The organism is Nocardia uniformis NBRC 13702, from assembly GCF_001613345.1.
In the GTDB taxonomy this organism is placed as follows: domain Bacteria; phylum Actinomycetota; class Actinomycetes; order Mycobacteriales; family Mycobacteriaceae; genus Nocardia; species Nocardia uniformis.
The window spans coordinates 58,852-82,001 of sequence record NZ_BDCE01000041.1; the positions used below are offsets into that span (position 1 = coordinate 58,852).

At 65.8% G+C, this 23,150-nt stretch carries 24 protein-coding genes; 15 read left to right on the forward strand and 9 right to left on the reverse strand.

Annotation, left to right across the window (positions count from 1 at the left end):
- Window positions 1-3 precede the first annotated feature (3 nt).
- From NU1_RS12020 to NU1_RS12030, 3 genes are read right to left on the reverse strand one after another with little or no spacing between them, the layout of a single operon-like run.
- A complete protein-coding gene (locus NU1_RS12020) occupies window positions 4-1,014 on the reverse strand; it encodes an alpha-ketoacid dehydrogenase subunit beta (protein ID WP_218027827.1) in 1,011 nt (336 codons plus the stop codon).
- Between the two features lie 11 nt (window positions 1,015-1,025).
- On the reverse strand, window positions 1,026-2,018 hold the full coding sequence (locus NU1_RS12025; RefSeq protein ID WP_067520361.1) for a thiamine pyrophosphate-dependent dehydrogenase E1 component subunit alpha: 993 nt from the start codon (window positions 2,016-2,018) through the stop codon (window positions 1,026-1,028).
- Window positions 2,019-2,047: 29 nt separating this feature from the next.
- A complete protein-coding gene (locus NU1_RS12030; RefSeq protein ID WP_218027826.1) occupies window positions 2,048-2,812 on the reverse strand; it encodes an SDR family NAD(P)-dependent oxidoreductase in 765 nt (254 codons plus the stop codon).
- A 142-nt stretch (window positions 2,813-2,954) separates the two neighbouring features.
- Between NU1_RS12030 and NU1_RS12035 the strand changes: the two genes are divergently transcribed.
- From NU1_RS12035 to NU1_RS12095, 13 genes are all read left to right on the forward strand, one after another.
- Window positions 2,955-4,334 carry a cytochrome P450 gene (locus tag NU1_RS12035; protein ID WP_067520365.1) on the forward strand — a complete coding sequence of 460 codons (1,380 nt, stop codon included), beginning with the start codon at window positions 2,955-2,957 and terminating at the stop codon, window positions 4,332-4,334.
- A gap of 8 nt (window positions 4,335-4,342) precedes the next feature.
- Window positions 4,343-5,203 (forward strand): MlaE family ABC transporter permease, encoded by an 861-nt coding sequence (locus NU1_RS12040; RefSeq protein WP_067520367.1) that lies wholly within the window; start codon window positions 4,343-4,345, stop codon window positions 5,201-5,203.
- A gap of 29 nt (window positions 5,204-5,232) precedes the next feature.
- The gene (locus NU1_RS12045) at window positions 5,233-6,060 is read left to right on the forward strand and encodes an ABC transporter permease (protein WP_245720079.1); all 828 of its coding nucleotides are present in this window, start codon (window positions 5,233-5,235) and stop codon (window positions 6,058-6,060) included.
- Window positions 6,061-6,065: 5 nt separating this feature from the next.
- Window positions 6,066-7,325 carry an MlaD family protein gene (locus NU1_RS12050; protein WP_169815046.1) on the forward strand — a complete coding sequence of 420 codons (1,260 nt, stop codon included), beginning with the start codon at window positions 6,066-6,068 and terminating at the stop codon, window positions 7,323-7,325.
- Window positions 7,322-8,362: an MCE family protein gene (locus NU1_RS12055; protein ID WP_067520373.1), complete on the forward strand. Its 1,041-nt coding sequence runs from the start codon at window positions 7,322-7,324 to the stop codon at window positions 8,360-8,362. Before NU1_RS12050 ends, NU1_RS12055 begins: the two co-directional genes overlap by 4 nt.
- A 74-nt stretch (window positions 8,363-8,436) precedes the next feature.
- Complete coding sequence (locus NU1_RS12060; protein ID WP_067520375.1) at window positions 8,437-9,465, forward strand: MCE family protein; 1,029 nt, start codon at window positions 8,437-8,439, stop codon at window positions 9,463-9,465.
- Entirely contained in the window at window positions 9,462-10,583 is a 1,122-nt protein-coding gene (locus NU1_RS12065) for an MCE family protein (RefSeq protein WP_245720074.1), read from the forward strand. Before NU1_RS12060 ends, NU1_RS12065 begins: the two co-directional genes overlap by 4 nt.
- Window positions 10,580-11,674, forward strand: a complete 1,095-nt coding sequence (locus NU1_RS12070) for an MlaD family protein (RefSeq protein ID WP_067520379.1) — start codon at window positions 10,580-10,582, stop codon at window positions 11,672-11,674. The genes NU1_RS12065 and NU1_RS12070 overlap by 4 nt, the downstream gene beginning before the upstream one ends.
- A complete protein-coding gene (locus tag NU1_RS12075; protein WP_067520380.1) occupies window positions 11,671-12,948 on the forward strand; it encodes an MlaD family protein in 1,278 nt (425 codons plus the stop codon). The genes NU1_RS12070 and NU1_RS12075 overlap by 4 nt, the downstream gene beginning before the upstream one ends.
- A 19-nt stretch (window positions 12,949-12,967) precedes the next feature.
- Window positions 12,968-13,699 carry an Rv1363c family protein gene (locus NU1_RS12080; RefSeq protein ID WP_157552114.1) on the forward strand — a complete coding sequence of 244 codons (732 nt, stop codon included), beginning with the start codon at window positions 12,968-12,970 and terminating at the stop codon, window positions 13,697-13,699.
- A 35-nt stretch (window positions 13,700-13,734) separates the two neighbouring features.
- On the forward strand, window positions 13,735-14,436 hold the full coding sequence (locus NU1_RS12085; RefSeq protein WP_067520382.1) for a hypothetical protein: 702 nt from the start codon (window positions 13,735-13,737) through the stop codon (window positions 14,434-14,436).
- A gap of 37 nt (window positions 14,437-14,473) precedes the next feature.
- Window positions 14,474-15,916, forward strand: a complete 1,443-nt coding sequence (locus NU1_RS12090; RefSeq protein ID WP_067520384.1) for a carotenoid oxygenase family protein — start codon at window positions 14,474-14,476, stop codon at window positions 15,914-15,916.
- Window positions 15,917-16,136: 220 nt separating this feature from the next.
- Window positions 16,137-16,454 (forward strand): hypothetical protein, encoded by a 318-nt coding sequence (locus NU1_RS12095; protein ID WP_067520385.1) that lies wholly within the window; start codon window positions 16,137-16,139, stop codon window positions 16,452-16,454.
- A 64-nt stretch (window positions 16,455-16,518) separates the two neighbouring features.
- On the opposite strand, the gene NU1_RS12100 is transcribed toward NU1_RS12095, so the two are convergent.
- From NU1_RS12100 to NU1_RS42720, 5 genes are all read right to left on the reverse strand, one after another.
- Window positions 16,519-17,637, reverse strand: a complete 1,119-nt coding sequence (locus NU1_RS12100; RefSeq protein ID WP_067520387.1) for an FAD-dependent monooxygenase — start codon at window positions 17,635-17,637, stop codon at window positions 16,519-16,521.
- Between the two features lie 197 nt (window positions 17,638-17,834).
- Window positions 17,835-18,263 (reverse strand): VOC family protein, encoded by a 429-nt coding sequence (locus tag NU1_RS12105; RefSeq protein WP_067520389.1) that lies wholly within the window; start codon window positions 18,261-18,263, stop codon window positions 17,835-17,837.
- Between the two features lie 233 nt (window positions 18,264-18,496).
- Entirely contained in the window at window positions 18,497-19,189 is a 693-nt protein-coding gene (locus NU1_RS12110) for a cysteine hydrolase family protein (RefSeq protein WP_067520416.1), read from the reverse strand.
- 168 nt (window positions 19,190-19,357) lie between these two features.
- Window positions 19,358-19,777, reverse strand: a complete 420-nt coding sequence (locus tag NU1_RS42715) for a hypothetical protein (protein WP_245720075.1) — start codon at window positions 19,775-19,777, stop codon at window positions 19,358-19,360.
- A gap of 172 nt (window positions 19,778-19,949) precedes the next feature.
- Window positions 19,950-20,927: a carboxylesterase family protein gene (locus NU1_RS42720; RefSeq protein WP_212761177.1), complete on the reverse strand. Its 978-nt coding sequence runs from the start codon at window positions 20,925-20,927 to the stop codon at window positions 19,950-19,952.
- A 150-nt stretch (window positions 20,928-21,077) separates the two neighbouring features.
- Here NU1_RS42720 and NU1_RS12120 point away from each other — a divergent pair, with 150 nt between their 5' ends.
- Both NU1_RS12120 and NU1_RS12125 read left to right on the forward strand, forming a co-directional pair.
- Window positions 21,078-21,986 (forward strand): phosphotransferase, encoded by a 909-nt coding sequence (locus NU1_RS12120; protein WP_212761176.1) that lies wholly within the window; start codon window positions 21,078-21,080, stop codon window positions 21,984-21,986.
- A gap of 58 nt (window positions 21,987-22,044) precedes the next feature.
- On the forward strand, window positions 22,045-22,440 hold the full coding sequence (locus NU1_RS12125; protein WP_157552116.1) for a cation:proton antiporter: 396 nt from the start codon (window positions 22,045-22,047) through the stop codon (window positions 22,438-22,440).
- Window positions 22,441-22,468: 28 nt separating this feature from the next.
- Here the strand turns inward: NU1_RS12125 and NU1_RS42205 are convergent.
- Window positions 22,469-23,150 (reverse strand): saccharopine dehydrogenase family protein (locus NU1_RS42205; RefSeq protein ID WP_503826547.1); only part of this gene is annotated, 682 nt, incomplete at its 5' end.

The window sequence follows — 23,150 nt, forward strand, 5'->3', positions numbered from 1 at the left end:
CCCTCAACTCACGACGCGACTGCGCGAGCGTTTCAGCGTGCTCCGTACCGCGGCGACAATGCCGTCCGCGCTGGGGACGAACGCATCCTCCAATGGCTTGGAGTAGGGAATCGGTGTCTCGGCCCCGGCTACCCGGCCGACCGGAGCCGCCAGTTCATCGAAGAGTTCCTCGCTGATCATCGCGGCCAGTTCCGCACCGAACCCATTGCGCCGCACCGCCTCATGAATGACGACGGCATGCCGGGTGCGCGCCACCGATCCGAGGATGGTCTCCGTATCGAGGGGTACCAGCGACCGCACATCGATCACCTCGGCTTCGACACCCTCGCCCGCCAACTGCTGTGCCGCGGCCATGGCGTCGTGCACCTGCCGCCCGTAGGAGATCAGCGTGATATCGCGGCCGGGCCGCACCGTGGCCGCCACCCCGAGCGGAACATAGTGCCGCCCCACCGGAACCGGTTGCGGTGGCGCGAAGTACAGCAGGCTCTGCTCCACGATCACGCACGGGTCCGGATCCTCGATACATGCGGTGAGCAGCCCCTTGGCGTCGGCCGGATTGCTGGGCACCACCACCTTGAGCCCGGGGATGTGGGTGAGCCAGGCCTCCAACATCTCCGAATGCTGTGCGCCGAACTGCATTCCGGCTCCGGCCGCGCAGCGCACGGTCAGCGGCACGGTGGTCTGCCCACCGGACATATAGCGCAGTTTGGCGGCGTGATTGGACAGCTGGTCCATACAGACGGCGAGGAAATCCATGAGCATGATCTCGGCGACCGGTCTCATTCCCGCGACCGCCGCACCGATCGCGGCACCCATAATGGCCTGCTCGCTGATCGGTGTGGCGCGTACCCGGTGCTTGCCGTACTTGGTGGACAGTCCGCGCGTCACCATGAATACGCCGCCGCCAGGGTCGGCGATATCCTCACCCAGCAGGAATACCGACGGGTCACGCCCGAGGGCATCGTCCAATGCGCTGCCGAGCGCCTGGAATCCGGTCATCGGCTGGGTTTCCACGGCGGTGTGGCTCATATCAGCGCCTCCTCGTACACATCGGTCAGGGCCTCGCTCAGGTCCGGTAGCGGGCTGGCATCGGCGAATTCGACGGCATCCGCGATGGCCGCCTTCTGCTCCGCCTCCACCGCGTCGAGCTCCGCGGCGGTGGCTATCCCCTCGGCGATCAACCAGTCCCGCATCCGTGGCACCGGGTCGGCGGCGCGCGCGGCGGCCAGTTCGCCGGGTTGCATGTACTCGTTCTGATCCGACATCTGATGGCCGTAGAACCGGAAGGTCATGGCCTCCAACAGGGTCGGCCCCTCGCCCGCTCGCGCCCGCGCGATGGCCTCGCGCGCGGCCCCGTACATGGCGACCGGATCATTGCCGTCCACCCGCACGCCCGGGAACCCGTAGGAGGCGGCCCGGTCGGCGATCCGAGCCACATTGGTGCCGTCCGCATAGGCGGTGTGTTCGGCGTAAAGATTGTTGTGACAACAGAACACGACGGGCAGCTTCCACAGCCCGGCCAGATTGCAGGCTTCGTGGAAGGCACCGATATTGGTGGCGCCGTCACCGAAGTTCACCACCGTCACCTGGTCGGTGCCCTGCATCTGCGTCGCCAGCGCCAGACCCGCGCCGATGGGCAGACCACCGCCGACAATGCCGGTGGTGACCATCAATCCGGAGGCCGGGTGGGTGATGTGCATCGGCCCGCCCTTGCCCTTACAGGTGCCGGTGGCCTTGCCCATGAACTCCGCCCAGAGTTCGCGCAGCGGCACACCTTTGGCGAGCTGATCGTGTAGCCCGCGGTAGGTGGTCACCACATAGTCGTCGGTGCGCAGCAGCGTGCCGATCGCCGACGAGATGATTTCCTGACCGCGCGGCGAGTAGTACTGGGCGCTCACCTGTCCGGCGAGCACCAGCGCCCGGAACTTCTCGTCGCACAGCTTGATTCGAGTGGCCTTGGTGTAGATCGACAGCAGCGCTTCGACGCCGATGTCATCACGAATGTCGAGGTCCGACACAGCGATCCAATCTGTTGGTGGGTTCGAGATCAGCCAGCGGCCGTCAACTGCTGGACGTACTGCTGTGCGGCCATACCGATGAAGGCAGACCCGTTCACCGACCACCCGCCGTCGACGAACAGCGTCTGACCGGTGATGTAGCTCGCCGCCGGGGAGGCCAGAAAGCCCACGGCCCCGGCGATATCGGCTGGTTCGCCCAGTCGACCGAGCGGCATGGCCGCACCGATGGCCTGCTGGATGCCGGGATCGCCGAACTCCGCGCTGGTGCCCTCGGTGACCACCAGGCCCGGCCCCACCGCATTGACCCGAATGCCGCGCGGCGCGTACTCGACCGCCAGCTGCCTGGTCAGCGCCACAATGGCCGCCTTGGAGGCCGGATAGATCCCTCGTCCCGGACCCGACATCTCGGCCAGCACGGAGGTCAGGTTGACGATTGCCCCACCACGCTCCGAAAACTTGGGCGATAGCGCGCGCGAGACCAACCAGCTGCCAACCACATTCGTGCGCAGTACCGCGTCTACCTCGGTGATGGTGCTGTCGTCGAGCGTCTGCGACCGCCAGATACCCGCATTGTTGACCAGTACGTCCAGCGCGTCCACGGCCTCCGCCAAGGCCGCCACGGATCCTTCGTCGGCGACATCGCACCGCACCGCGGTGCCACCGATCGCCTTCGCCGTCTCGTCGGCAGCCGTCAGGTCGATATCGACAGCGATAACGTCGAATCCGCTGTCTGCCAGATGGTTTGCGATCGCGCGGCCAATGCCGCTGCCAGCGCCTGTTACGAGGGCTTTCACTCGCCCCTCCTCCGTATTCGGCGACCGGAACCTCACGACCGCCCTTGTCTATGACCCACATCACTATTATATTGGCCAGTTAATTAGTCAAGTACACGCTTTCCCACCGTCTCGTGGGTCAGTGGTATCTCTGGAGGCGGCTTTGACCGATCCCTCGTCCTACCCCGTTGCCGAATTCGATCTCCTGAATCCGCAAGTGCTGCAATGTCCTTACCCGTGGCACCAGGTGCTGCGCGAACAGGCTCCGGTGCACTTCGTCGCGAGCCGGGGCATGTGGTTCGTATCCGCACGCGAACTGGTCGCCAAGGCCCTCGCCGACCATGCGGTGTTCTCATCGAATTTCGGGCTGCCACAGCTGCCCGCCCCCGAATCGATCAAGGACCAGATCGCCGAGATCGAGGCGCAGGGTTGGCCGGCGGTACCGACGCTGCTCACCGCCGATCCACCGGAACACCACTACTACCGGCGCATGTTGGCCAAGGCGTTCACACCGCGATTCATCGCCCGGCTGGAGCCGCGGATTCGCGAGATCGCCCGTTCGCTGGCCGCGGGCTTGCCGCCGGGTGATCCGGTCGAGTTCGTGAAAGCCGTTGCGGCCCCGCTACCTTTGCTCGTCATCGCCCATGTGCTGAACGTGCCCGATGACCGGATCGACGATTTCAAGCGCTGGTCGGATCAGTTCACCGCCAGTGTCGGTGCCGAGCTCGACGAGGCCGGGCGCTTGGATCAGGCCCGAAGTCTGCTCGAGTACCAGAAGTTCTTCGCCGCCGAGCTCGACGACCGCCGCGCCAATCCGCGCGATGATCTGCTCAGCGGACTGGTGACGGCACCCAGTGCCGAAGACGGTGACGAACCCATCAGTACCGGCGCGTGTTTGAGCATCATCCAGCAATTGCTCATCGCCGGGAACGAGACCTCGACCAAGCTGCTGACCGGTGTACTGCACGAGCTCACCAAGGCTCCCCGATGGTGGGATTGGCTGCGCGAGGACCCCGCCGACCGCTCGGCAGCGGTCATCGAAGAAGGGCTGCGCTTCCTGACTCCGGTGCAGAGCATGTTCCGAGTCACCAAGGCCGAGGCCGATCTCGGGGGCTACACCATCCCGGCGGGGCAGCTGGTCGTGCTCTGCTTCGGTTCGGCCAATCGTGATGAGGCGGCGTTCGACCAGCCCGACGAGTTCGATCCGACGCGCGCCGACGCCAAGTCGCACATCGCGTTCGGCGCGGGTATCCACGCCTGCCTGGGCGCACCGCTGGCGCGCCTGGAGTCCAGGATCATGCTCGAGGAGCTGGCCACCCGGTTCGAGACGGTCCGATTCGGCGCGGACAATGACTTCGCCTATGAGCCCAGCTTCATGCTGCGGGGGTTGAAGCGACTCTCGCTGACGTTCGAACGGGACGGGAGTGGAGTGGATTCCGGCCACAAGCACGCCGGAATGACGGAGGCCGGGAGGGTGGAGGCCGGTACGACAGGTGCGGCCAGGCCTTCACAGCCGCCGATTTCGATCGCCACCGAGGGCTAGGCCGGGTGATGACAGCCGTTGATCCCACACCCGCCGGACCCGAGTCCGCGCGCGGTGAAATCGCCAACTGGTCCAAGGGTTACGCGAATCGTCATCCCCGCGCGGCCCTGCGCACGGTGGGCGGCCAGTTCGTGCTGGGCGTGCGCGGCTGTCAATACCTGGTCCTCGATATCGTCCGAGGTCGCTTCCCGTTCAAGGAGTTCGTCGAGCAGGCCACCTTCATGGCGCGCACCGCCGTGGTGCCGACCCTGTTCGTGACGGTGCCGATCGCAGTCACCCTGTCCATCCAATTCGGTTTGCTGGCTGGACAATTGGGAGCGACATCGATGGCGGGGGCCGCCAATGGGCTGGCCGTCATCCGGCAGGGCGCACCCCTGGTCGCCGCCATTCTGATGGCCGCCGCCGTCGGCTCGGCCATCAGCGCCGACCTCGGGTCGCGGACCATTCGCGAGGAGACCGCCGCCATGGAGGTCATGGGTGTGTCGGTGATCCGGCGACTGGTGGTGCCCCGGCTGGCCGCCAGCGTGGTGGTCGCCATCGCCCTCACCGGATTCACCTGCTTCATCGGCTTTTTGGCCGGTTACGCCTTCACGGTCATGTTGCAGGGCGGCACTCCGGGCAGCTATACCTCGACGTTCTCCTCATTCGCCACCGTCGACGATCTGATACTGACACTCATCAAGGCGACGATATTCGGCGTCATCGTGGCCATCGTGTCCTGTTACAAGGGCCTCGACGCCGAGGGTGGCGCGTCCGGTGTCGCCAATTCGGTCAATGCCGCTGTGGTGCAGTCGATTCTGCTGCTCATGGTGGTCAATGTGGTGCTGAGCCAGATGTACCTCATTCTCTTCCCCAAAGCGAGCTTCTGACCATGGCGGCCGAATACACCGTCACCGGGATGCGGCCGGTGCTCGCGGTCACCGGCGCGGGCCGCCGTCAGCTCTCCCGCATCGGGCATATGGTGGCGTTCTTCTTCCGCGCCCTGGCGGGCATCCCGGTGACGCTGCGCCGCTACCGGCACGAGTTCTTCCGGCTACTGTCCGATGTCACCTGGGGTAATGGCTCCATCGTGGTGGGCGGCGGCACCGCGGGCGTGGTCCTCATCGTCGGCGGTGCGGCGGGTGCGGTCGTCGGTATCGAGGGCTACAACGCGCTCAATCTGCTCGGGCTGGGCCCGGCCACCGGGCTCATTACCTCCCTGGCCGCGGTGCGCGAGCTCGCGCCGCTCATGGCGGCGCTGGCCTTCTCCATTCAGGCGGGCTGCCGCTTCACCGCGCAGCTGGGGGCCATGCGCATCTCCGAGGAGATCGACGCACTGGAATCGGTTGCCATCCGGCCGATTCCATACCTGGTCACCACCCGCGTGCTGGCGTCGGCGCTGGCCATCCTCCCGCTGTTCGTGGCCTGTCTGGCGCTGAACTTCCTGGTCTGCCAGGTCGTCGTCTTCCTTTCCAGCGGCCAGGGCTCGGGCACCTACCTGCACTATTTCTCACTCATGCTCAGCGGGCGCGACATCGTTTTCGCCGTCATCAAGGTCTGCATCTTCGTGATGGTCATGTCGACCATCCAGTGCTACTACGGCTACTACGCCACCGGCGGCCCGCGCGGCGTCGGTATCGCGGCGGGTCGCGCTATGCGAGCGAGTATCACCATTATGGCCGTCCTCAACATGCTGCTGACCATGGCGTTCTGGGGCATCGATGCGGGCGGGCGGCTCGGGGGTTAATGCGTATGGGCAATGAATTCGAACTCGACGGCAGAGGTCCGTCCACGCGGCTGCTGCTGGTGGTCGCGGTGGTGTTCCTGGCGCTGTGCGTCGTCGCGACGCACCTGCTGCTGGAGAAATCCACCGGAGGCCTGGACAAAAAGGTGACCGTCACCGCGCTACTCGAGAGTGTCGGCGACGGGCTGCCGGACAAATCCGATGTCAAATTCCGGGGCTTGCTGGTCGGCATGGTCCGCGGCGTGACACCGGCCCGGCGCGGCGAACCCAATATCGTGCGCATCGAACTGAATCCGGCACACGCGCAGGGCATTCCGAACAGCGTCACAGCGCGGATCGTGCCGAGCAACGCCTTCGCCGTGTCCTCGGTCCAACTGGTAGACAACGGTGCCGCCCCGGCGATCACCGACGGCTCGCGCATCACCGAGGACCGCACCCTGCCGACGCAGCTGTTCCAGACCACCCTGGCCAAGGTGCGCGAACTCCTCGGCGCGATCGGCCGCGACGAGACCGACCGCACCCTGGGACTGATCCGCACCCTCGCCGACGCCACGGCAGGTAAGGGCGCGACCCTGACCTCGACCGTGGACGGTCTCAACAAGGTTGTCGCCGAGATGAATCAACTCACCGCCGAGGACACCGGTCCGGCCACCCTGCGCACCTGGGAAGAGGCCATCGCCACCTTGAACGGCAGCGCACCGGAGCTGGTGGACGCGCTGCATTCGACGGTCGCGCCCATGCGGACGGTCGCCGAAAAGCGCGCCCAGCTGGTGGATCTCCTTGTCGGTGCGAACGCGACGGTCGGCACCGTCGGAGGCGGGCTGGACAACCACATCGATGAACTGGTCGATATCGGCACCCAGCTCACCCCGGTGGTCGGTGTCCTGGCCGATGACGCGGGCGAGTTCCCGGCAATCATGTTGCGGCTCAATGACGTAGTCGACAAGTTCTTCGGCGAACTGTGGACCCGGACCGGCGAGAAACTGGCCTTCACCTTCAAGCTGGTGGTGTCGCTGACGCCGCTGCGGCTCTACACCCGCGCCGACTGTCCGGTCTTCGGGGAGCTGCGTGGGCCGAGTTGCGATACCGCGCCGGAGACCACCCCGATTCCCGAGACCATGGGGATACCGGACGCCCGCGCCTTCACCCCACCACCGGGCGTCGCCCTGCCCACCCCGGGCAGCCCAGCCGATCAAATTCTGCTCGGTCCACTCGGAATCCCCGCGCCGCCAGCGGTATTCACCCCGGCTCCGGAGGGCGCGCGATGACGACCCACCGCCGTAACCTGTTCTCGCTGACCGTCTTTCTCACCATCTGCCTGACGCTGACGTGGACCATCTTCGTCACGCTGCGCCGCGATGTGCCGGGGCCCACCAATACCTATACCGTGCGATTCGCCGACGCGTCCGGGCTGCGCACCGGCTCGGATGTGCGGATCGCAGGTGTGCGGGTGGGGCGTGTCGAATCCGTCGATCTCGATGGCACGGTGGCCCGGGTGCGATTCCGGGTGCAACGCGACCAGCCGGTGTACGGCAATACCCGCGTCTCCGTGGTCTACCAGAACATTGTCGGGCAACGCTATCTCGGCCTGTCCATGGCCGATTTCGGCCAACCGGAGCGGCTGCCCGATGGCAGCGTCATCCCGATCGAGCACACCGAACCATCCTTCGATATCACCAGACTGCTCAATGGTTTCGAACCGCTGTTCACGCTGCTCGATCCCGACGATCGCGGCAATCTGTCCACCTCGCTGATTCAGGCGCTTCAAGGTGACGCGCACGCCATCACCACTCTGATCGCCGAGACCTCGCGCCTGGCGCAGACCATCGCCGGTCCCGATGAGCTGCTCGGTCGGGTAATCGTGAGCCTGAACAATGTGGTCGCCGATATCGCCGACCAGGGCGGCCAGTTGCAGACCACACTCACCCAGGTCCGCACCGTGGTCGATGGTCTCAATGCCCGCCGCGGCGAGCTCGTCACCTCGGTCGGCGCGATCTCCACGGTGGTCGGTCGGCTGGCGGCGGTACTCACCGGGGTGGCCCCCGACCTGAATGAATTGCTCGCGCGCCAACCGGGATTCCTGTCCACGCTCGTCGACGATCCGGCTGAGATCGCCTATATGGGTTCGAATCTGCCCGCTGTCTTCAAGGGCCTGGCCCGGGTTACTGGCGACAGCACCGCCATGAGCGCGCAGGCCTGCGACTTCAACTTCACCATTCTCGACGCGATCTCCCCGATCGTGCCCGCGATCATCGACAGCGCGACACCGGGCGGACAACGCAAGTACTCGGCGATGTGCAGGTGATATCAATGGCATTGAAGCAACGAATATCTAACCTCTCCAAGCCCATTCGAGGTTTGCGCGGACGCGTACCGACCATGCGAGGACGTGTCCTGGAGTCGTACAGCACCACCTGGCTGGGCGGGCTGTCCCTGCTCGCCCTGGTTGTCGCCGTCGCCGCCACCACCCTGGTGACCGCGCTGCATATCGGCCGGGTGGAGTACTCCGCCGAATTCCGCCAGGCAGCCGGTATCCGCCCCGGCGATCAGGTCACCGTGGCCGGGGTGCCGGTGGGCACGGTCGACGGGACCGCGCTCGCGGGCGACCGGGTCGTGGTGCGTATGAAGGTCCACAGCGATGTGGTCCTCGGTGCGCAGAGCAGGGCCGAGATCAAGCTCACCACCGTACTGGGCGCACGTGCCGTCGCCCTCGAACCGGCGGGCACGGGCACGCTGGCCGATCAACGAATCCCCTTGGCGCGCACTTCGGTTCCTTACGACCTACAGAAGCTCCTCCAGGATTCGACCACGACATTCGAGCCCGTCGACGCCGATCGCTTCGCCCAGTCGATGCAGCTGCTGGCGACGCAACTGCGCGGAATGCCGTCGGTGCTGCCGGACGCGATGGCCAATGTGGAGAATCTCTCCCGCATGATCGCCGACCGCCGCGATCAGGTCGGTGCGCTGCTGCGCAATACCGCTCAGGTATCCACGCTCCTCACCTCGCAGCAGGGCGATCTGTCCGCCCTGGTGGACCAGGGCGGAGTTCTGATGCGCGAGATCCTCTCCCATCGCGTCGGCGTCCAGCGGCTCCTGGACGCCGCGACCCGATTGGTCACCACCGCACGCGACGTGTCGGTCGGCAACCGCGCCGATATCGACAAGCTCCTCGTCGATATCCGGACCATGACGTCCATGGTCGGCGATCACGATGCGTTGCTGCGCAACATGTTCCAGATCATGCCCATTACCGTCCGCAATATCGCCAATGCCTTCGGCACCGGGCCGTTCCTGGACTTCCTGCTGCCCGGCGGGCTGATGGTCGACTCCTGGATGTGCGCCATTACCGCCAATGCCGAGCAGAACGACTGGCCCGAACACTTCCAGTATTTCAAGGACTGCCAGTGAAAGTTCGAGGACGCTCAGCGCGCGCAGCGCTCCGCATTGCCGCGATCGTCGCGGTCGTGGCGATGATTGTCGGCGGCTACCGCTTACTGCCCGGCGACTCCCCCGGCGCACGCCGCATCACCGCCCAATTCGACAATGCCATCGGCCTGTACGAGGGCAATCAGGTGGCGGTACTCGGTATGCCCGTCGGAACGGTCGAGAAGATCACCGCCCGTGGCGAATACGTGGAGGTCGTGCTTCGCATCGAGACCGACGTGCGGATTCCGGAGGCGGTGCAGGCCGTCACGGTGGGCACCTCCATCCTCACCGAACGGCATGTCGAACTTACCCCGCCCTACACCGGCGGCGCGACCCTGCCCGCCGACGCGGTACTCGGTCTGAACCGCACTCGGACACCGATCGAATTCGACCGGATCCTGAATATGGTGGACCGCCTGGGCACCTCGTTGCGCGGCGACGGCAAGGGTGGCGGCCCGATGGCCGATGTCCTCGGCGCCACCGCCGATATGGCCACCAGCAGCGGCGCACAGCTGCGGACCGCGCTCTCGACCCTGTCGGAGGCATTGCGCACCGGAGCCGACGAGGGCACGGTGACCAGCCAATCCATCACCACCATCGTCACCAACCTCAGCACGCTGCTCGACGCCGCGGCACGGAATCAGCAGCTACTGCACGAATTCGGTTCCGGTGTCGGACAACTCAGCGACTTCATGATCACCGAGGGGTTGGGTCAGGGTGCGACCGGACGCCAGCTCAACGAGGTGCTCGGCCAGATCACCACAATGCTCACCGACCATCGCGAGGACCTGCGCGCCACGGTATTGAGCAGCGAATCGTTCACCCGCGCCCTGGTGGACTATCGCCGCGAACTGTCCGAGGTATTCGATGTGGCGCCACTGGCGATGGACAACGTGGCCAATGCCATCGACCAACGCAATGGCTATCTGCGCGTCGGAGCGCATTTCGATTCGGTGTTCTTCGACAGCTCCATGACCAAGGAGGTGTGCAACATCCTCGGGCTGCGCCAATTGGGATGCAGTACCGGCAATTTCAGCGATATGGGGCCCGACTTCGGGGTCACGTCGGTACTCGAGGCCATGACAAAGATGAACCGATGATCCGCCCCCTGCGCTCGATCGGCGCCTGTGCCATTGCGACGACCCTGGCCGGATGCGCCGTAAGCGTGGAGGACCTGCCCCTGCCCGCGCCCGGGGTGAGCGGCCCCAGCTATCAGCTCGACGCTGTATTCACCAATGCACTCAATCTGCCCGACCGGGCCAAGGTCCGCGTCGGTGGCGCGGATGTCGGCGAGGTGGTGGCCATGACGGCGCGCGACTACACCGCGGTGGTGTCGATGCGGGTGCTGGACTCGGTGGAGCTGCCGGTCGGCACCCAGGCCGAATTGCGTTCCGCCACACCACTGGGCGATATCTTCGTCTCCCTGGTCCCGCCCACGGGCGATACCGGAGGCGGGTTGCTGCGCGACGGCGACACCATTGCCGTGGAGGCCACGGTGGCCGCCGCGACCGTGGAGGACGTGCTCGCCTCGACCTCGCTGCTGGTCAATGGCGGCGTCATCGGAAATCTCACCCGCGTCCTCAATGGTATGGGCGATGCCATGAACGACGGCGGCGAGCGCCTCACCGCGCTCATCGCCGATTCGCGGCATCTCCTGGCCACCATGGCCGCCCGCTCCGATGATCTGCGCGGCGTGCTCGCTCAGACCGCCGCATTGGCCGATGCGCTCGATGCCCGACGCGGCGCGATCAACGACATACTCGGTTCCGCCGCACCGGCTTTGGCGGTGATCGCCGACAATACCGTGCAGATCGTGACACTGGCCGATCAGGTCGCGGCGGTGACCCGCCAGTTGGAGCGTTTCCCATCCATCCAGGGCACCGACACCCGCAGCATCATTCACGACATGAACATGTTGGCGGGCGCGTTCAATGAGTCCGCGGTCGATCCCCGTGTCACCATGGCGAATCTGCTGCGGATCCTGCCGCCCACCCTGAAGTTCTTCAGCGCCAATGCCGCCCACTCCGATGTGGAGCTGCGCCAGGTCGTGCTCGGTCCCGTCGACGATCCGGGACATCTGGCCGATCCGGAGTTCCGGGTGCCGGAATCGGCCGACTGGGCGAATCTGGTCGGCTCACTGGCCTTCGTGCTCACTCAGCTGGGCAATCGCGTGATGGGACCGGGCCGATGACGCTATTGGAACCACCGGCCCGAATCCTGGTGCGCGCCACCCGTATCGCGGTGGCACGCCGACTGGCGCTGTCGACCATCGCGCAGCTGGCGCTGGTCGCGATCGCCGGGTCCTACATTATGTTCGGCGCGCTGCGCACCGACCCGTTCGCGGCCGAGATGCGAATTCGCGTGCAGCTCAACGAATCCGGTGGGCTACTCGCGGGCCAGGACGTCACACTGCGAGGTGTGCCGATCGGCAAGGTCCAGTCGGTCGACCTCACCGATAGCGGTGTGCAGGCGGTGGCGCGGATCGACGCGACCGTGCGAATTCCCCGTGACGGCACCGCGGTGCGGGTCTCCGGGCTATCACCGGCCGGTGAGCAGTACCTGGACTTCGCACCCACCACCGTCGACGGACCGGTCCTCACCGACGGCAGCGTCATCACCCGAGACCAGACCACCATTCCGGTACCGCTGTGGCGGGTGCTGAGCAATATCGACGGCCTGCTGGCGCAGACCGATCCGGTCGAATTGCAGGCGATCGTCGACGAACTCGGTGTCGGGCCGGAGGGGCCGGAGAAGCTGCGCCAACTGCTGACCGGTTCGGAAATGCTCATCTCCACCCTCGACGGGGTGCTGCCGCAGACCATGACGCTGCTGCGCAGTAGTAGGACGGCCTTCCAGATCGTCACCGATTCGGCGGCCGGCATGCGTTCCACCACGGAGAATCTCACCGCGACGCTCGCCGCGGTCGGCGCGAAGGACGCCGGGCTGCGGCGGCTGCTCGAACTGAGTCCGAAGGCCCTGGGAGCGACCGATACCCTGCTCGCCGACAACAGCCGCACCATGGTGCAGCTGATCGGCAATCTCGCCACCGTCGCGCAGCTGTCGTATGTCCGGGTGCCCGCGCTCACCCACCTGCTGCGCGACGAACGCGGCTCGGTACTCGAGGCGGTGACGTCGATCATGCACGAGGGTGGGGTCTGGGCCGTCGCCAATCTCTACTTCCGGCATTACTGCGACTACCCGCACCCGCGCGATGTGCCGTTCCAGCCGGACTATCCGGAGCCGTACATGTACACCTACTGCGCCAATGACGATCCGGCGCTGCTGATTCGCGGCGCCCGCAATGCTCCGCGCCCGCCCGGCGACGATACCGCCGGTCCCCCACCGGGTTACGACCCGATGCGGCGCACCGACCCGACCCCGATCGGGCCGTACACCATTCCCCTGCCCTACGGCGGCCCCACCATGCCGCCCCAATCCGAGCCGCAACTGCACGGCGGCAACTAGCTCGACGCGAGGAAGTTCCATGAGCACCAAAACTGTTCAGCAGGCCGAGGACGTCGCGACCGATAGCGCGGACGGATCCACCAGCGCCGCACCGTCCGATGCCGCGGCATCGGCCGACGATATCGAGACCGCCACCGCTACCGGGAATTCCGAACCGGAGACCGCCGAGGTATCAGAGACTGCCCAGGTATCGGAGACCGCCGAGGTAGCAGATACCAAGGCCGCGCCTGCCTCGGCCAAACCTAAGTTCTCGCCGTCACCTCGGCTGCGCGGCCTAGCCCGCCGCCTCGCACCTGTCCTCGCCGTCGCGCTGATCGTCGGATTCGCCGGCGCGGCAGGCTATCTGGGCTGGCAGGACCACAAACGCGACGCCGTCGACGCGGCGAGTGCGGCGGCGCTGGCGGCAGCCAACAGCTATGCGGTCACCTTGACCTCGGTCGATACCGCCAATCTCGACGCCAATTTCCAGGCGGTACTCAACGGCTCCACCGGCGAGTTCCGCGACGCCTACACCCAATCGAGCACCCAGCTGCGCCAACTCCTCATCGACCACAAGGCGTCCGGCAGCGGCGTGGTGTTGCAGTCCGCGGTCCAATCCGCCACCACCGACGAGGTGGTCGTACTGCTGTTCGTCGACCAGACCGTCACCAATTCCGAACTGCCCGATCCGCGCATCGACCGCAGCCGCATCGTCATGACCATGCGCGAGGTCGACGGCCAGTGGAAGGCCAGCAAGGTCGATATCCCCTGACGGCGCGAACGCGCCGTGCACGAAAGAGGTGGACAGTGAACAACTACGAACACACCGGCACGCTCGCCGCCCTGCGCGACGACTGGATCATGCGGTCCATGCTGTCGCGAGTCGGTGACATACCCGAACTGGTGCTGCTACCCGTACTGCGGGTAGTGGCCGAGGATCGGGCGGCGGTGGATGCGGGTTGGGCGGATATCACCGCCCAACGCACTCGCACCCGACTTTTCGAGCCGCCGCGCTGGTCCTGGAAGCGGCGCTATGGACAGTTCGTCCGTGAATTGGAGTGGGCCATTACGGAATTGACCCGCGTCATGCCCGCCGAGGATGTCACCGAACTCGTATCGAGTGCGGTGGCCGCCCGATTGCGGCGTTGGCTGCGCTACGTGCTGCCCACCTTCGAGTCGGTCCGCCTGGTGCCGAAGGGTATGTATCCCTCGGTCATGGATGCGGGCGTGAGCTTCGCGACCTTCCTGGTGGGGCCGATTCATCGCACCGGTGTCGAGGCCGACGGCACCCTGGTCTACGACATCCCCGAATGCGCGATGCACACCTCGGTCTCCGCCCCGGAGGCGCAGACGAATTCGTGCCTCATGGGCTGTAAAGCGGCCTGCGAGAAGGTATTCGACCGCGATTCCGCATTTCCCCTGGAGTTCGATCCACACCTGCCCGGCTTGGGCTGCACGCTGCGCGTCCACCCGGCCGCGCCACGAGATACCCGGGCCGCTATCGCCTGACCCATCGTCATCGATCCACACCATTGGAGGAGGGGCTATGTCCAGCCCGACCACATCCGAACAGAATTACCGCGACTACACCCCGATCCATGAGGAATTCGATTACACCGTCGATGAATTCGACGGTGCGCTACCGGAGGGCCTGCGCGGCACCATGTACCGCAATGGGCCGGGCAAGCTGGATGCGGGCGGGCAGCCGCTGCGTCATCTATTCGACGGCGACGGCATGCTGTCCATGTTCGCCATCGACGAGGGCGCACTGCACTTCCGCAATCGTTTCGTCCGCACCGAGCACTACCGCAAATCGCTCACCTCGAACGGTCTCCCCTATCGTGCGCTGGGCACCATGCGGCCGGGCGGCATCCTCACCAATGCCCTGCAATTTCCCGCCAATGTGGCCAATACCAGCGTCGCGATGCACGCGGGCAAACTCCTCGCCCTCTGGGAGGGCGGGCGGCCCACCGAACTCGACCCCGACACCCTCGACACCATTGGCGTACACGATTTCGACGGCGGGCTCACATGGATCGGCGCGTTCTCGGCCCATCCCAAGTGGGACCAGCGCACCGGCGATATGTTCAATTTCGGCCTGGCCATGTTCCCGCGTCCCAAACTCGCCTGCTACCGCGTCGATCGCGCGGGCAAACTGCACGGGCTCGGAAGTGTGGGGCTGCCGGTGCCCATGTTCAACCACGATATGGGTTTGACCGAAAAACATATGGTCTTCGTTATCGCGCCACTGGTATTCCCCATGGGCAAAATGATGGGTGCGGGTCTCGGGTTCCGCAATTTCATCGAGGCCATCGATTACGACGCCGCACGCGGCACCATGATCGCGCTCGTTCCGCGGGACGGCGGCAAACCGCGCATCCTGCACACCGATCCGCTCATGCACCTGCACCTGGCCAATACCTTCGAGGATGGTTCCGACACCGTCATCGAGCTGGTCGATTTCGATGCCACCTGGGAGGAACTCAACGGTCAGCTCACCAATGCCCAGGACGGCCTTTCCTACGCGGGTCGGGCGTTCGGCGGCAAACTGACTCGCCTGCGGATCACCCCTACCGGGCGGGTAATCCACGAAACCCTCTCCGATATCCAGGGCGACTTCCCGACCTTCAACCTGTCCTACACCGCGCGCCGCCATCGGTACGTGTATTTGGCCGCGAGCGCGGACGGCAACAGCTTCCCGAATTCGGTGGCCAAGATCGACAATGACACCGGTAAGGAATCGCTGCACCGCCTGCCCGAGGAGCATTTCGCCCACGAGGCGCTGTTCGTCCCTCGCCCCGACGCCATAGCCGAGGACGACGGCTGGCTGCTGGTCGTCACCCAGGACCGGCGCACCGAAAAGGCCGGCATGCTGGTCCTCGATGCCCGCGATATGGTCGCCGATCCGCTCTACCGCGGCCAGCTGCGCCATCAGCTGCCACTCACCTTCCACGGCACCTTCACCAGCCGGGTCGCTCACCCGGCGTGACAACCGCTACGCCAGGGCAGGCCCATCGGGTGAATGGGTTTGCCAGGTTGCGGCTGAGTCTCGAATCAGACCCCGTCACGAAGCGGCGAAGAGGCAGTCATGTAAGTGAGACCTGTGGGAATCGGTGTTCTCAATGCCACCACCCGGCTGTTGCTGTTGGGTAACAAGCGCGGATCGTATGCGATGTGTTCCAGACAACACCTATTCAGGAGGTTTCGGAATGCTATCTGCGAAGCGGCTTGCTGCCAGCGCCATTGTTGCCACTGCAACCGCCACCGCTGTGCTCGCCGGTGGTGGGATGGCTCAGGCAGACGTACCGGTCTGGCAGGCCAACTGTCACGTGTACAACATCTTCAACACCGGCGGTATGGCCAATTGCGAATTGCCGACCTGGCATCAGGTGAAGCTCACGTGCGTCGCGTGGCCCGTCCCGTTCACCTACTGGAAGTACGGCCCGATTCAGCATGGACAGAATCAGTCCTGGGCAAGCTGCGACTCACTGGGCGCGATGGTGCATATCGAGGTTATCCAAGCCTAGGTCGCGGTCCGCCGAACCACCGGCTCACGGTGGCTTTCCTCGTCGAATCTCACTTCCGGCCGGGCTACCCGGCAGGGTGTTCGAAGGGATGCTCGACGGGTGGTCGCCAGTTGTGGAGTGCCCGATTGCTGGTGTAGCGGAACATGCGCACCGAGAGGCTGTTGGGCGTAGCCACGATCGCGGCGTCTCGGACAGCGGCGAGGGCGGCCGATCCAGGTGAGGTCATCCGCATTCCGTACCGGGACAAGAAGCTCATCGTCGCTACCCGGCGTCGACGGGTGGAGGAGTAGCGGGCCAGGTCCGGTGCGCACGCGGCCAGTGTCACGGCGTCCTCCAGCGCCATGCCCGCGCCCTGACCGAGGGTGGGCCGCATGGCGTGCGCAGCGTCGCCGATGAGAGCGACCTGGTCGTGCCACAGCCGTCGCGGCACCCGGATCTCGAGCAGCTCGTCGGTGACGATGCGGGAGCGATCGGTGGCGGCAATGAGTTGCGGGAGCGGATCGGGCCAGTCGCTGAAGTAGTCCAGGCTCGCGATCCCGGGTCGAGCCGCGGCGAAGACATAGGTCCGGTCATCGGCCATCGGCACCACGCCGGCTTCGGCATGGCGACCCAGGATGACTCCCACCGGATCGGGCGCAGGCCTGTCGGCCACCCACCGCCACGCGGTCATCCCGGTCCGCCGCACCGGACTTTCGTTCGGCCAAAGCTGCTGTCGGACCACACTATTGACCCCATCGGCCCCGACCACCAGGTCGAATTGCACTGTGTCGGTGTCCGTCTCGATCCTGCCGTCGGCGTGCACGCCCACAACCCGGGTGCCTGTGCGCACGCACTGCACGGGCACCGCGGCGGCCAAGATCGACACCAGATCGGCACGGTGCACGGTCACCAGACCACCGACGAAATCACTGATCCGAGCGTCGATCAAAACCCGCCCCCGTTGGTTCCGGGCGAAGGCGCGGCGATCTTCGAGAGCCGCGGCCCGCACCACATCACCGACACCGAGCGCGTCCAACGCCGTCAGCGCATTGGCTGCAAGGGTAATTCCCGCCCCGACCTCGGTGAACTGCGGCGACCGTTCATAAACGGTGACATCCCACCCAGCGGCACGCAGCGCGATCGCAGCCCCCAACCCCCCGATACCGCCCCCGACAACACCGGCCCGACCCACGAATTCACCCATGTCTCCCCCATGTGCTCGACTCCGGGGATCGTAAGCACCGATCAGAGGCGCAGTCCATAGGTAGTGCCGCGCGGCACACCTGAAAGGTCCACTCTCACCGAACGATAACGAGGCCGACCACCGGCTACTGCCGACAAGCGGATACCGGCTGATCCGACGTCCGAGCATTGGCCGGGTACTCGCGCCGATCAGGAGGTTCAGTAGGTCGGCCAGTTTCCCGGTGTCATGAGTTCGAGGAGGTGCTCGTCGGGATCCCGGAAGTAGATACTGCGTCCGCCACGTACCCAGTTGGTTCGGCCTTCGATCGGGATGTCGTGCGCGCTCAGGTGAGTTTCCCACTCGGTCAATTGGTCCTCGGAGACGGCGAAGCACACATGGAGCCGGCCGCTGCCGTCGTGGGGCGGGATCTCGCCGTTCGGCAGACCCGGTTCGGGCAGCACCTTGGGTTCGAGCGATCCGCCGCGGCGGAACAGCAGCAGCACATTGTCACCACCGATGTCGAACGCGCACAACGGATCCGCGTCCATAATCGGATCCAGCTGCATTACGTCGGTATAGAACCTGCGGGCACGGCCGAGGTCGTCGACATACAACGCGGACTCGATGATCCGGTCAAGTTTCGGCACAGTTCGCTTCCCTCCCTCGAATACGGTGTCGGAACCATCCTGCAACCTCGAGCCCACTCGAGGTCCAGGGTTGCGTACCTCACAGACACACACCGGCCTCGACCGCCACCCAACGACGCCCTCCCAGCTCACATGTCCTCGGGCACATGCCAAATCAACGTCCGCTCATGCCGAACGCGGCTCGTCTCAGGATCGAAGCCGGGCTGACTTCAACGCCGAACAGTTGGCCCGCGTTACTGCCCGGCGGCGCGGATCATGCCGAGCACGTCCGATGTCGGGCGCACGTCGCCGAACGATCGGTAGATCGTATGCAGTGTGGCGTTATGGTCCTGGTCGCGGCGCGCGGCGTTGGCGTCGGCGACCATGATCACTCGGAAGCCGAGGGTAGACGCGTCGCGGGCCGAGGACTCACAGCACACGTTGGTGACGGTTCCCGTGATCAACACCGTGTCGATACCGCGCTGTTCCAGGTGCTGCGGCAGCACGCACCGGCCTGGAAAGAAGGCGCTGAACGCGGTTTTATCCACGAATACATCACCCTCGTCGACGACCAGCTCCGACCACAGCCGTGCGGGCGGTGGACCGAAACCACCTGAGCTTCTGAAGCTTTCGGCGATTGTCGGACCGAAGAACTCGATCGCTGCCCGACTGGGCTCACTCGTGCCAGGTAGGACCCAGGCGACGGTTCCGCCCACTGTACGCAACGTCGCGGCCAGCCGATTGATGTTCGGCACGATCCCACGGCAGTAGAGGTTGTCGGCGACATGGAAGGGCACCATGTCGATGACCACCAGCGCGGTCGTCGCGGGTACGAGATCGGGGTAGGCGAACCGCCGCCCGCGGCGAGCTTCTTGGCGAGCGTATTCGCGTGCCTCGATACGCCAATCGTGGTTTTCGGGCCTTCTGGCAGTGGCTTCGGCATTCACGCTGTCGAAGTCTCGCACCAGGCGTGTGCCCCGAACTGAGCCGACCATCGCTTCACAACCAGTGCCCGCATCCGATGACCGGCAGGCTCTCACACGAACCCACGCGCACAGCCGCGTTCCGAACTGTGCGGGGCGGCCAACGCAGCATCAATCCTGTTCAGTGGGTGCCTATTTCAGCTGCTGGTGAGGTGGCGTGTTTCCGTTCGGCAGCGCGAGGGCGTCGAAGTGGTGCTGCGCCCAGATGCGACGTGAGCGCTCATGCGGGTAGGGCCGGTCGGTCGTCACGGTGTCGTAGATGCGGGTGGTCCGATTATGTGAGTTGTAGGGTTCCCAGCCGGGGGCGCCGCTGGCGGCGAAACTTGCCCAGTCGGTACGCATCTGGTCACCGACGTTGGTGAGTTCGTTCGCTGCGTTGGGATGGGCGTGCGGGTGCGCGGCGACCTCGCTGCGGCTGAGGGTGCCGAAGACGAGCAGGAAGTCCAGACAGTGCGAAGCGCCCTGCTGGGAGTTGAAGCTCCAGTCCAGTTCGTAGAACCAGATCCGTCCGCCGCCTGCGTACGCGGCGTCGGCCAGGTGCAGGCTCGGCATACGGAACAGCCAGTCACTGTTGAGTATTTCGAACCGTTGGGTGAGTGTCGCCTCGGGGTAGGCGATGCGGTAGTTCCGTTCGCCGTCGGGTGGCGCGAGATGCTCGAACGCGACGCCGATCTGCGGTGTGGTCGGTTCGCTGCCGGGTCGTGTTGTGTAGAGCCGGAATTCGTCACGGGTGTGTCCGACGAGCAGGTCGATATTGCGTGCGGCCCCATCTGCGAGCCCACGCCACGGCGTACACGGCTAAAATATCGCCGTCGACCACTGGCGAGAACGGGGTGGGCGTGAGGGCCACCGGACCCCAGATCTCGACGAACTCCGCCATCCTCGCGATCACCGCGGTTGTCGCATCGGTCAGAGCCCGCGGCGTCACGCGGGTCAGGTCATCAACGGTGGCCCGGACCCCGAGATGTTCGGCGATCATCCGCGCTATCGCCGCGGCTAACGGTGGGTAGAAGTAGGTGCCGGGCATACTCTGAATGATCGCCCGCCGAAACAGCCCGGCCGCCGAAGGCATGACCAGCAGCGCGGCGATACACGCGCCGCCCGCAGACTGGCCGAAGACGGTGACGTTGGCCGGGTCCCCACCGAAGGCCGCGATGTTGTCCTGGACCCAGCGCAGCGCCGCGATCTGATCGAGGATGCCACGGTTATCCGGAGCGCCGTCGATGCGGGCGAAGCCGTCGGCGCCGACGCGGTAGTTGATGCTGACCACGACCACACCGGTCCCCGCGAGCAGCGAAGCGTCGTAGTGCGGGTTGCGGGTGTGGTTTTCCAGGTAGGTGCCGCCTTGGATCCACACCATCACCGGCAAGCCCGCAGCACCGGGGTCCGGTGTCCAGACGTTGAGGGTGAGGCAGTCTTCGGAGCCGTCGTCGGTGCTGCCCGTCACCGACGACATCACCGCACTGGTATGACCAGGCTGCGGAACAGAGGGACCGAACTCCATCGCGTCGCGGACACCGTCCCACCCGCGCACGGGGACCGGCGCGCCGAAGCGCCGCGGTCCGACCGGAGGTTCGGCATACGGGATCCCCCGAAAGACCGCGACCGCGCCGCCCCAACTGCCCCGAACCACTCCGGCGGCAATGCGGACCTCGATGTGGTCGTCGCGTGAAACACCATGACCCTCAAACGCACTCACCATCAGAACATCCTCGGTGGCAGTCTTCGGAATCGCGGCACCGGCATCACCGCCGAGAAGGACCGATAGGACGTCAGACCAATCACGAACGTCGCCCCCTCTCCCTATCATTGACATCCGTTGCGAATCGCCCGAACTCCACCGTCATCGTCGATGTGCAGAACACGCCGAGGTAGGTCAGGGGGCCTGGGTAACGAGTTCTTGTGCGGTGGTGACGATCTCGCCGAGGTTGTGACATCGGCGGTCTTCGGACTGCGGCTGACCACTGGTCAGGACATCGTGGTGAAGGTGCGGGAGGACGGCGGTCGAGCCGCGTCGTGTGTCGGCGCGCAGATTCAGTTGGCGCGGCGGGGGTTTCCGTGTCCTCGACCGCTCACCCCGGCCATTCGTGTCGGCGCGCTGGCCGTACACGCGGAGGAGTTCCGGCCCGGCGGAGACATTCTGGGCAGCGATTCCCCGGACGTGGCCGCGCGCTATGCGACTGTATTCGCCTGGCTGATGGCCGAATTGGCTGACATCACCGTTGCGCCGCCGGTGCCGAATCCGCGCTGGGTGCGGTGGGAACACACTGATTCCGGACTGTGGCCAGCGGTCCAGGAGCTGGACGACAGGGACCAGAGCGCCGTACCCGAATATGTCACCGCCACCGCCGACCGGGCTCGTCAGCGGCTGCTGGCCGCCGACGAGCCGTGCGTGCTGGGCCACGCAGACTTCGAAGCACAGAACCTGCGCTGGCACAGCACCGACGTGTGGGCCGTGCACGACTGGGACAGCCTGGCCTGGCAGCCGGAGGCGGCGCTGGTGGGTGCGGCGTGCGGGGCTTTCGCCAGCGCCTCACCACCCACTCTCGCTCCGATCGAGAGCTCCGCCGCGTTCCTGGCGGCTTATCAGGATCTGCGTGGGCGGCGCTTCACCTCGGCGGAGCGGGAGGTCGCGTGGGCGGCGAGTCTGTGGCCGGCGGCGCATAATGCCCGCTGGGAAGCTGTGCACAGCGAATCGCGGGCGTTGTGCGCGGTTGTGGGCGCGCAGTCGACTGAACGCCTCCGCCGAGCAGGCGCGTAGGACTGCGGCGAGCGAATGGTCTTTGGCCGTCCGCGCACCCAAACCAGTGGTCTCGCAGTTGGAACATATCCTCACCCTGGTCGTGCTGCTGCTACTGGGCGCGGCACTCACCACAGGTCTACTGGCCGCACTGTCCTGGCAGGGAGCCGCGCTCGGCGTACTCCTCGTCTTCGGCTTCCGGCCCGCCGCCGCGTGGCTGTCACTGCAGCGATGCCACGGGATGGACGGCAAGGAGCGCGCCGTGACGGCCTTCTTCGGCATCCGCGGTATCGGCTCGATCTACTACGTCGCCTACGGCATGACCCACACGGACCTGCACGCGGAAGCCGACGCCATATGGGCGGTAGCCGCCTTCACGATCGTGCTGTCCATCATCGTGCACGGCGCCAGCGCCGGCTGGGTGATGACGCACTTGGAGAACGCACGCGACGGTAGGCAACCGGCAGCGCCGTAGCGCGTGACGCGCTGCTTCGGCTGTCGGTTCAGCCCGCGGGGTCCGCCGCGTGGCGGGTCCAGCCGGCGTCGAGGGCGGCGGTATGCAATGCGTCGAGGCCGAACGCGTCGACCGGGCCCAGAGCGCCGGTGTCGAGCAGGCCACCGCCCAACGCTGTACGTGCTGCCCAGGCCAGCATTGCCGCGGTGAAATCATAGGGATCGCCGCCGCCGAGAGTGACTCTCGCCGAAGTGTTTCCGGCGTCATCGCGAGCTTCGGCGACTACCCAGGACCGGGTGCGGCCCCGAGCCCCGGATCCGGGTCCACCGGTGGAGCCCTTCATGGTTCGGGCCAGCGCTCCGTCGAATCCACTCTTCAGTGGAGGCACCTTCGCAACGGCTGCGGTCAGCAGCGATCCGGCGCGCAGCCCGTGTGCCGCAAGGAGAGGCAGTCCCAGGAAGACATTGACCTCACGCAGGTGCGGGAACGAGTGGGTCAGTGCGAAATGCTCCGAACCCGGGATCGACACACCTGTACGGGTGGTTCCGGCAATATCGAAAGGGCGCAGATGTGCGCCGAAACGCTCGGTGACGACCCGACCGTCGCGGAGCGCGAAGCCGGGTTCGAACAGCATCGCGGCCATCGAAGCGCGGGTGCCTCCGCTGGTGCCGGGATTGTCGACGAAGTAGCCGACGTCGACACGGACAGCGGCGGGTGCCTCGCGCAATGCC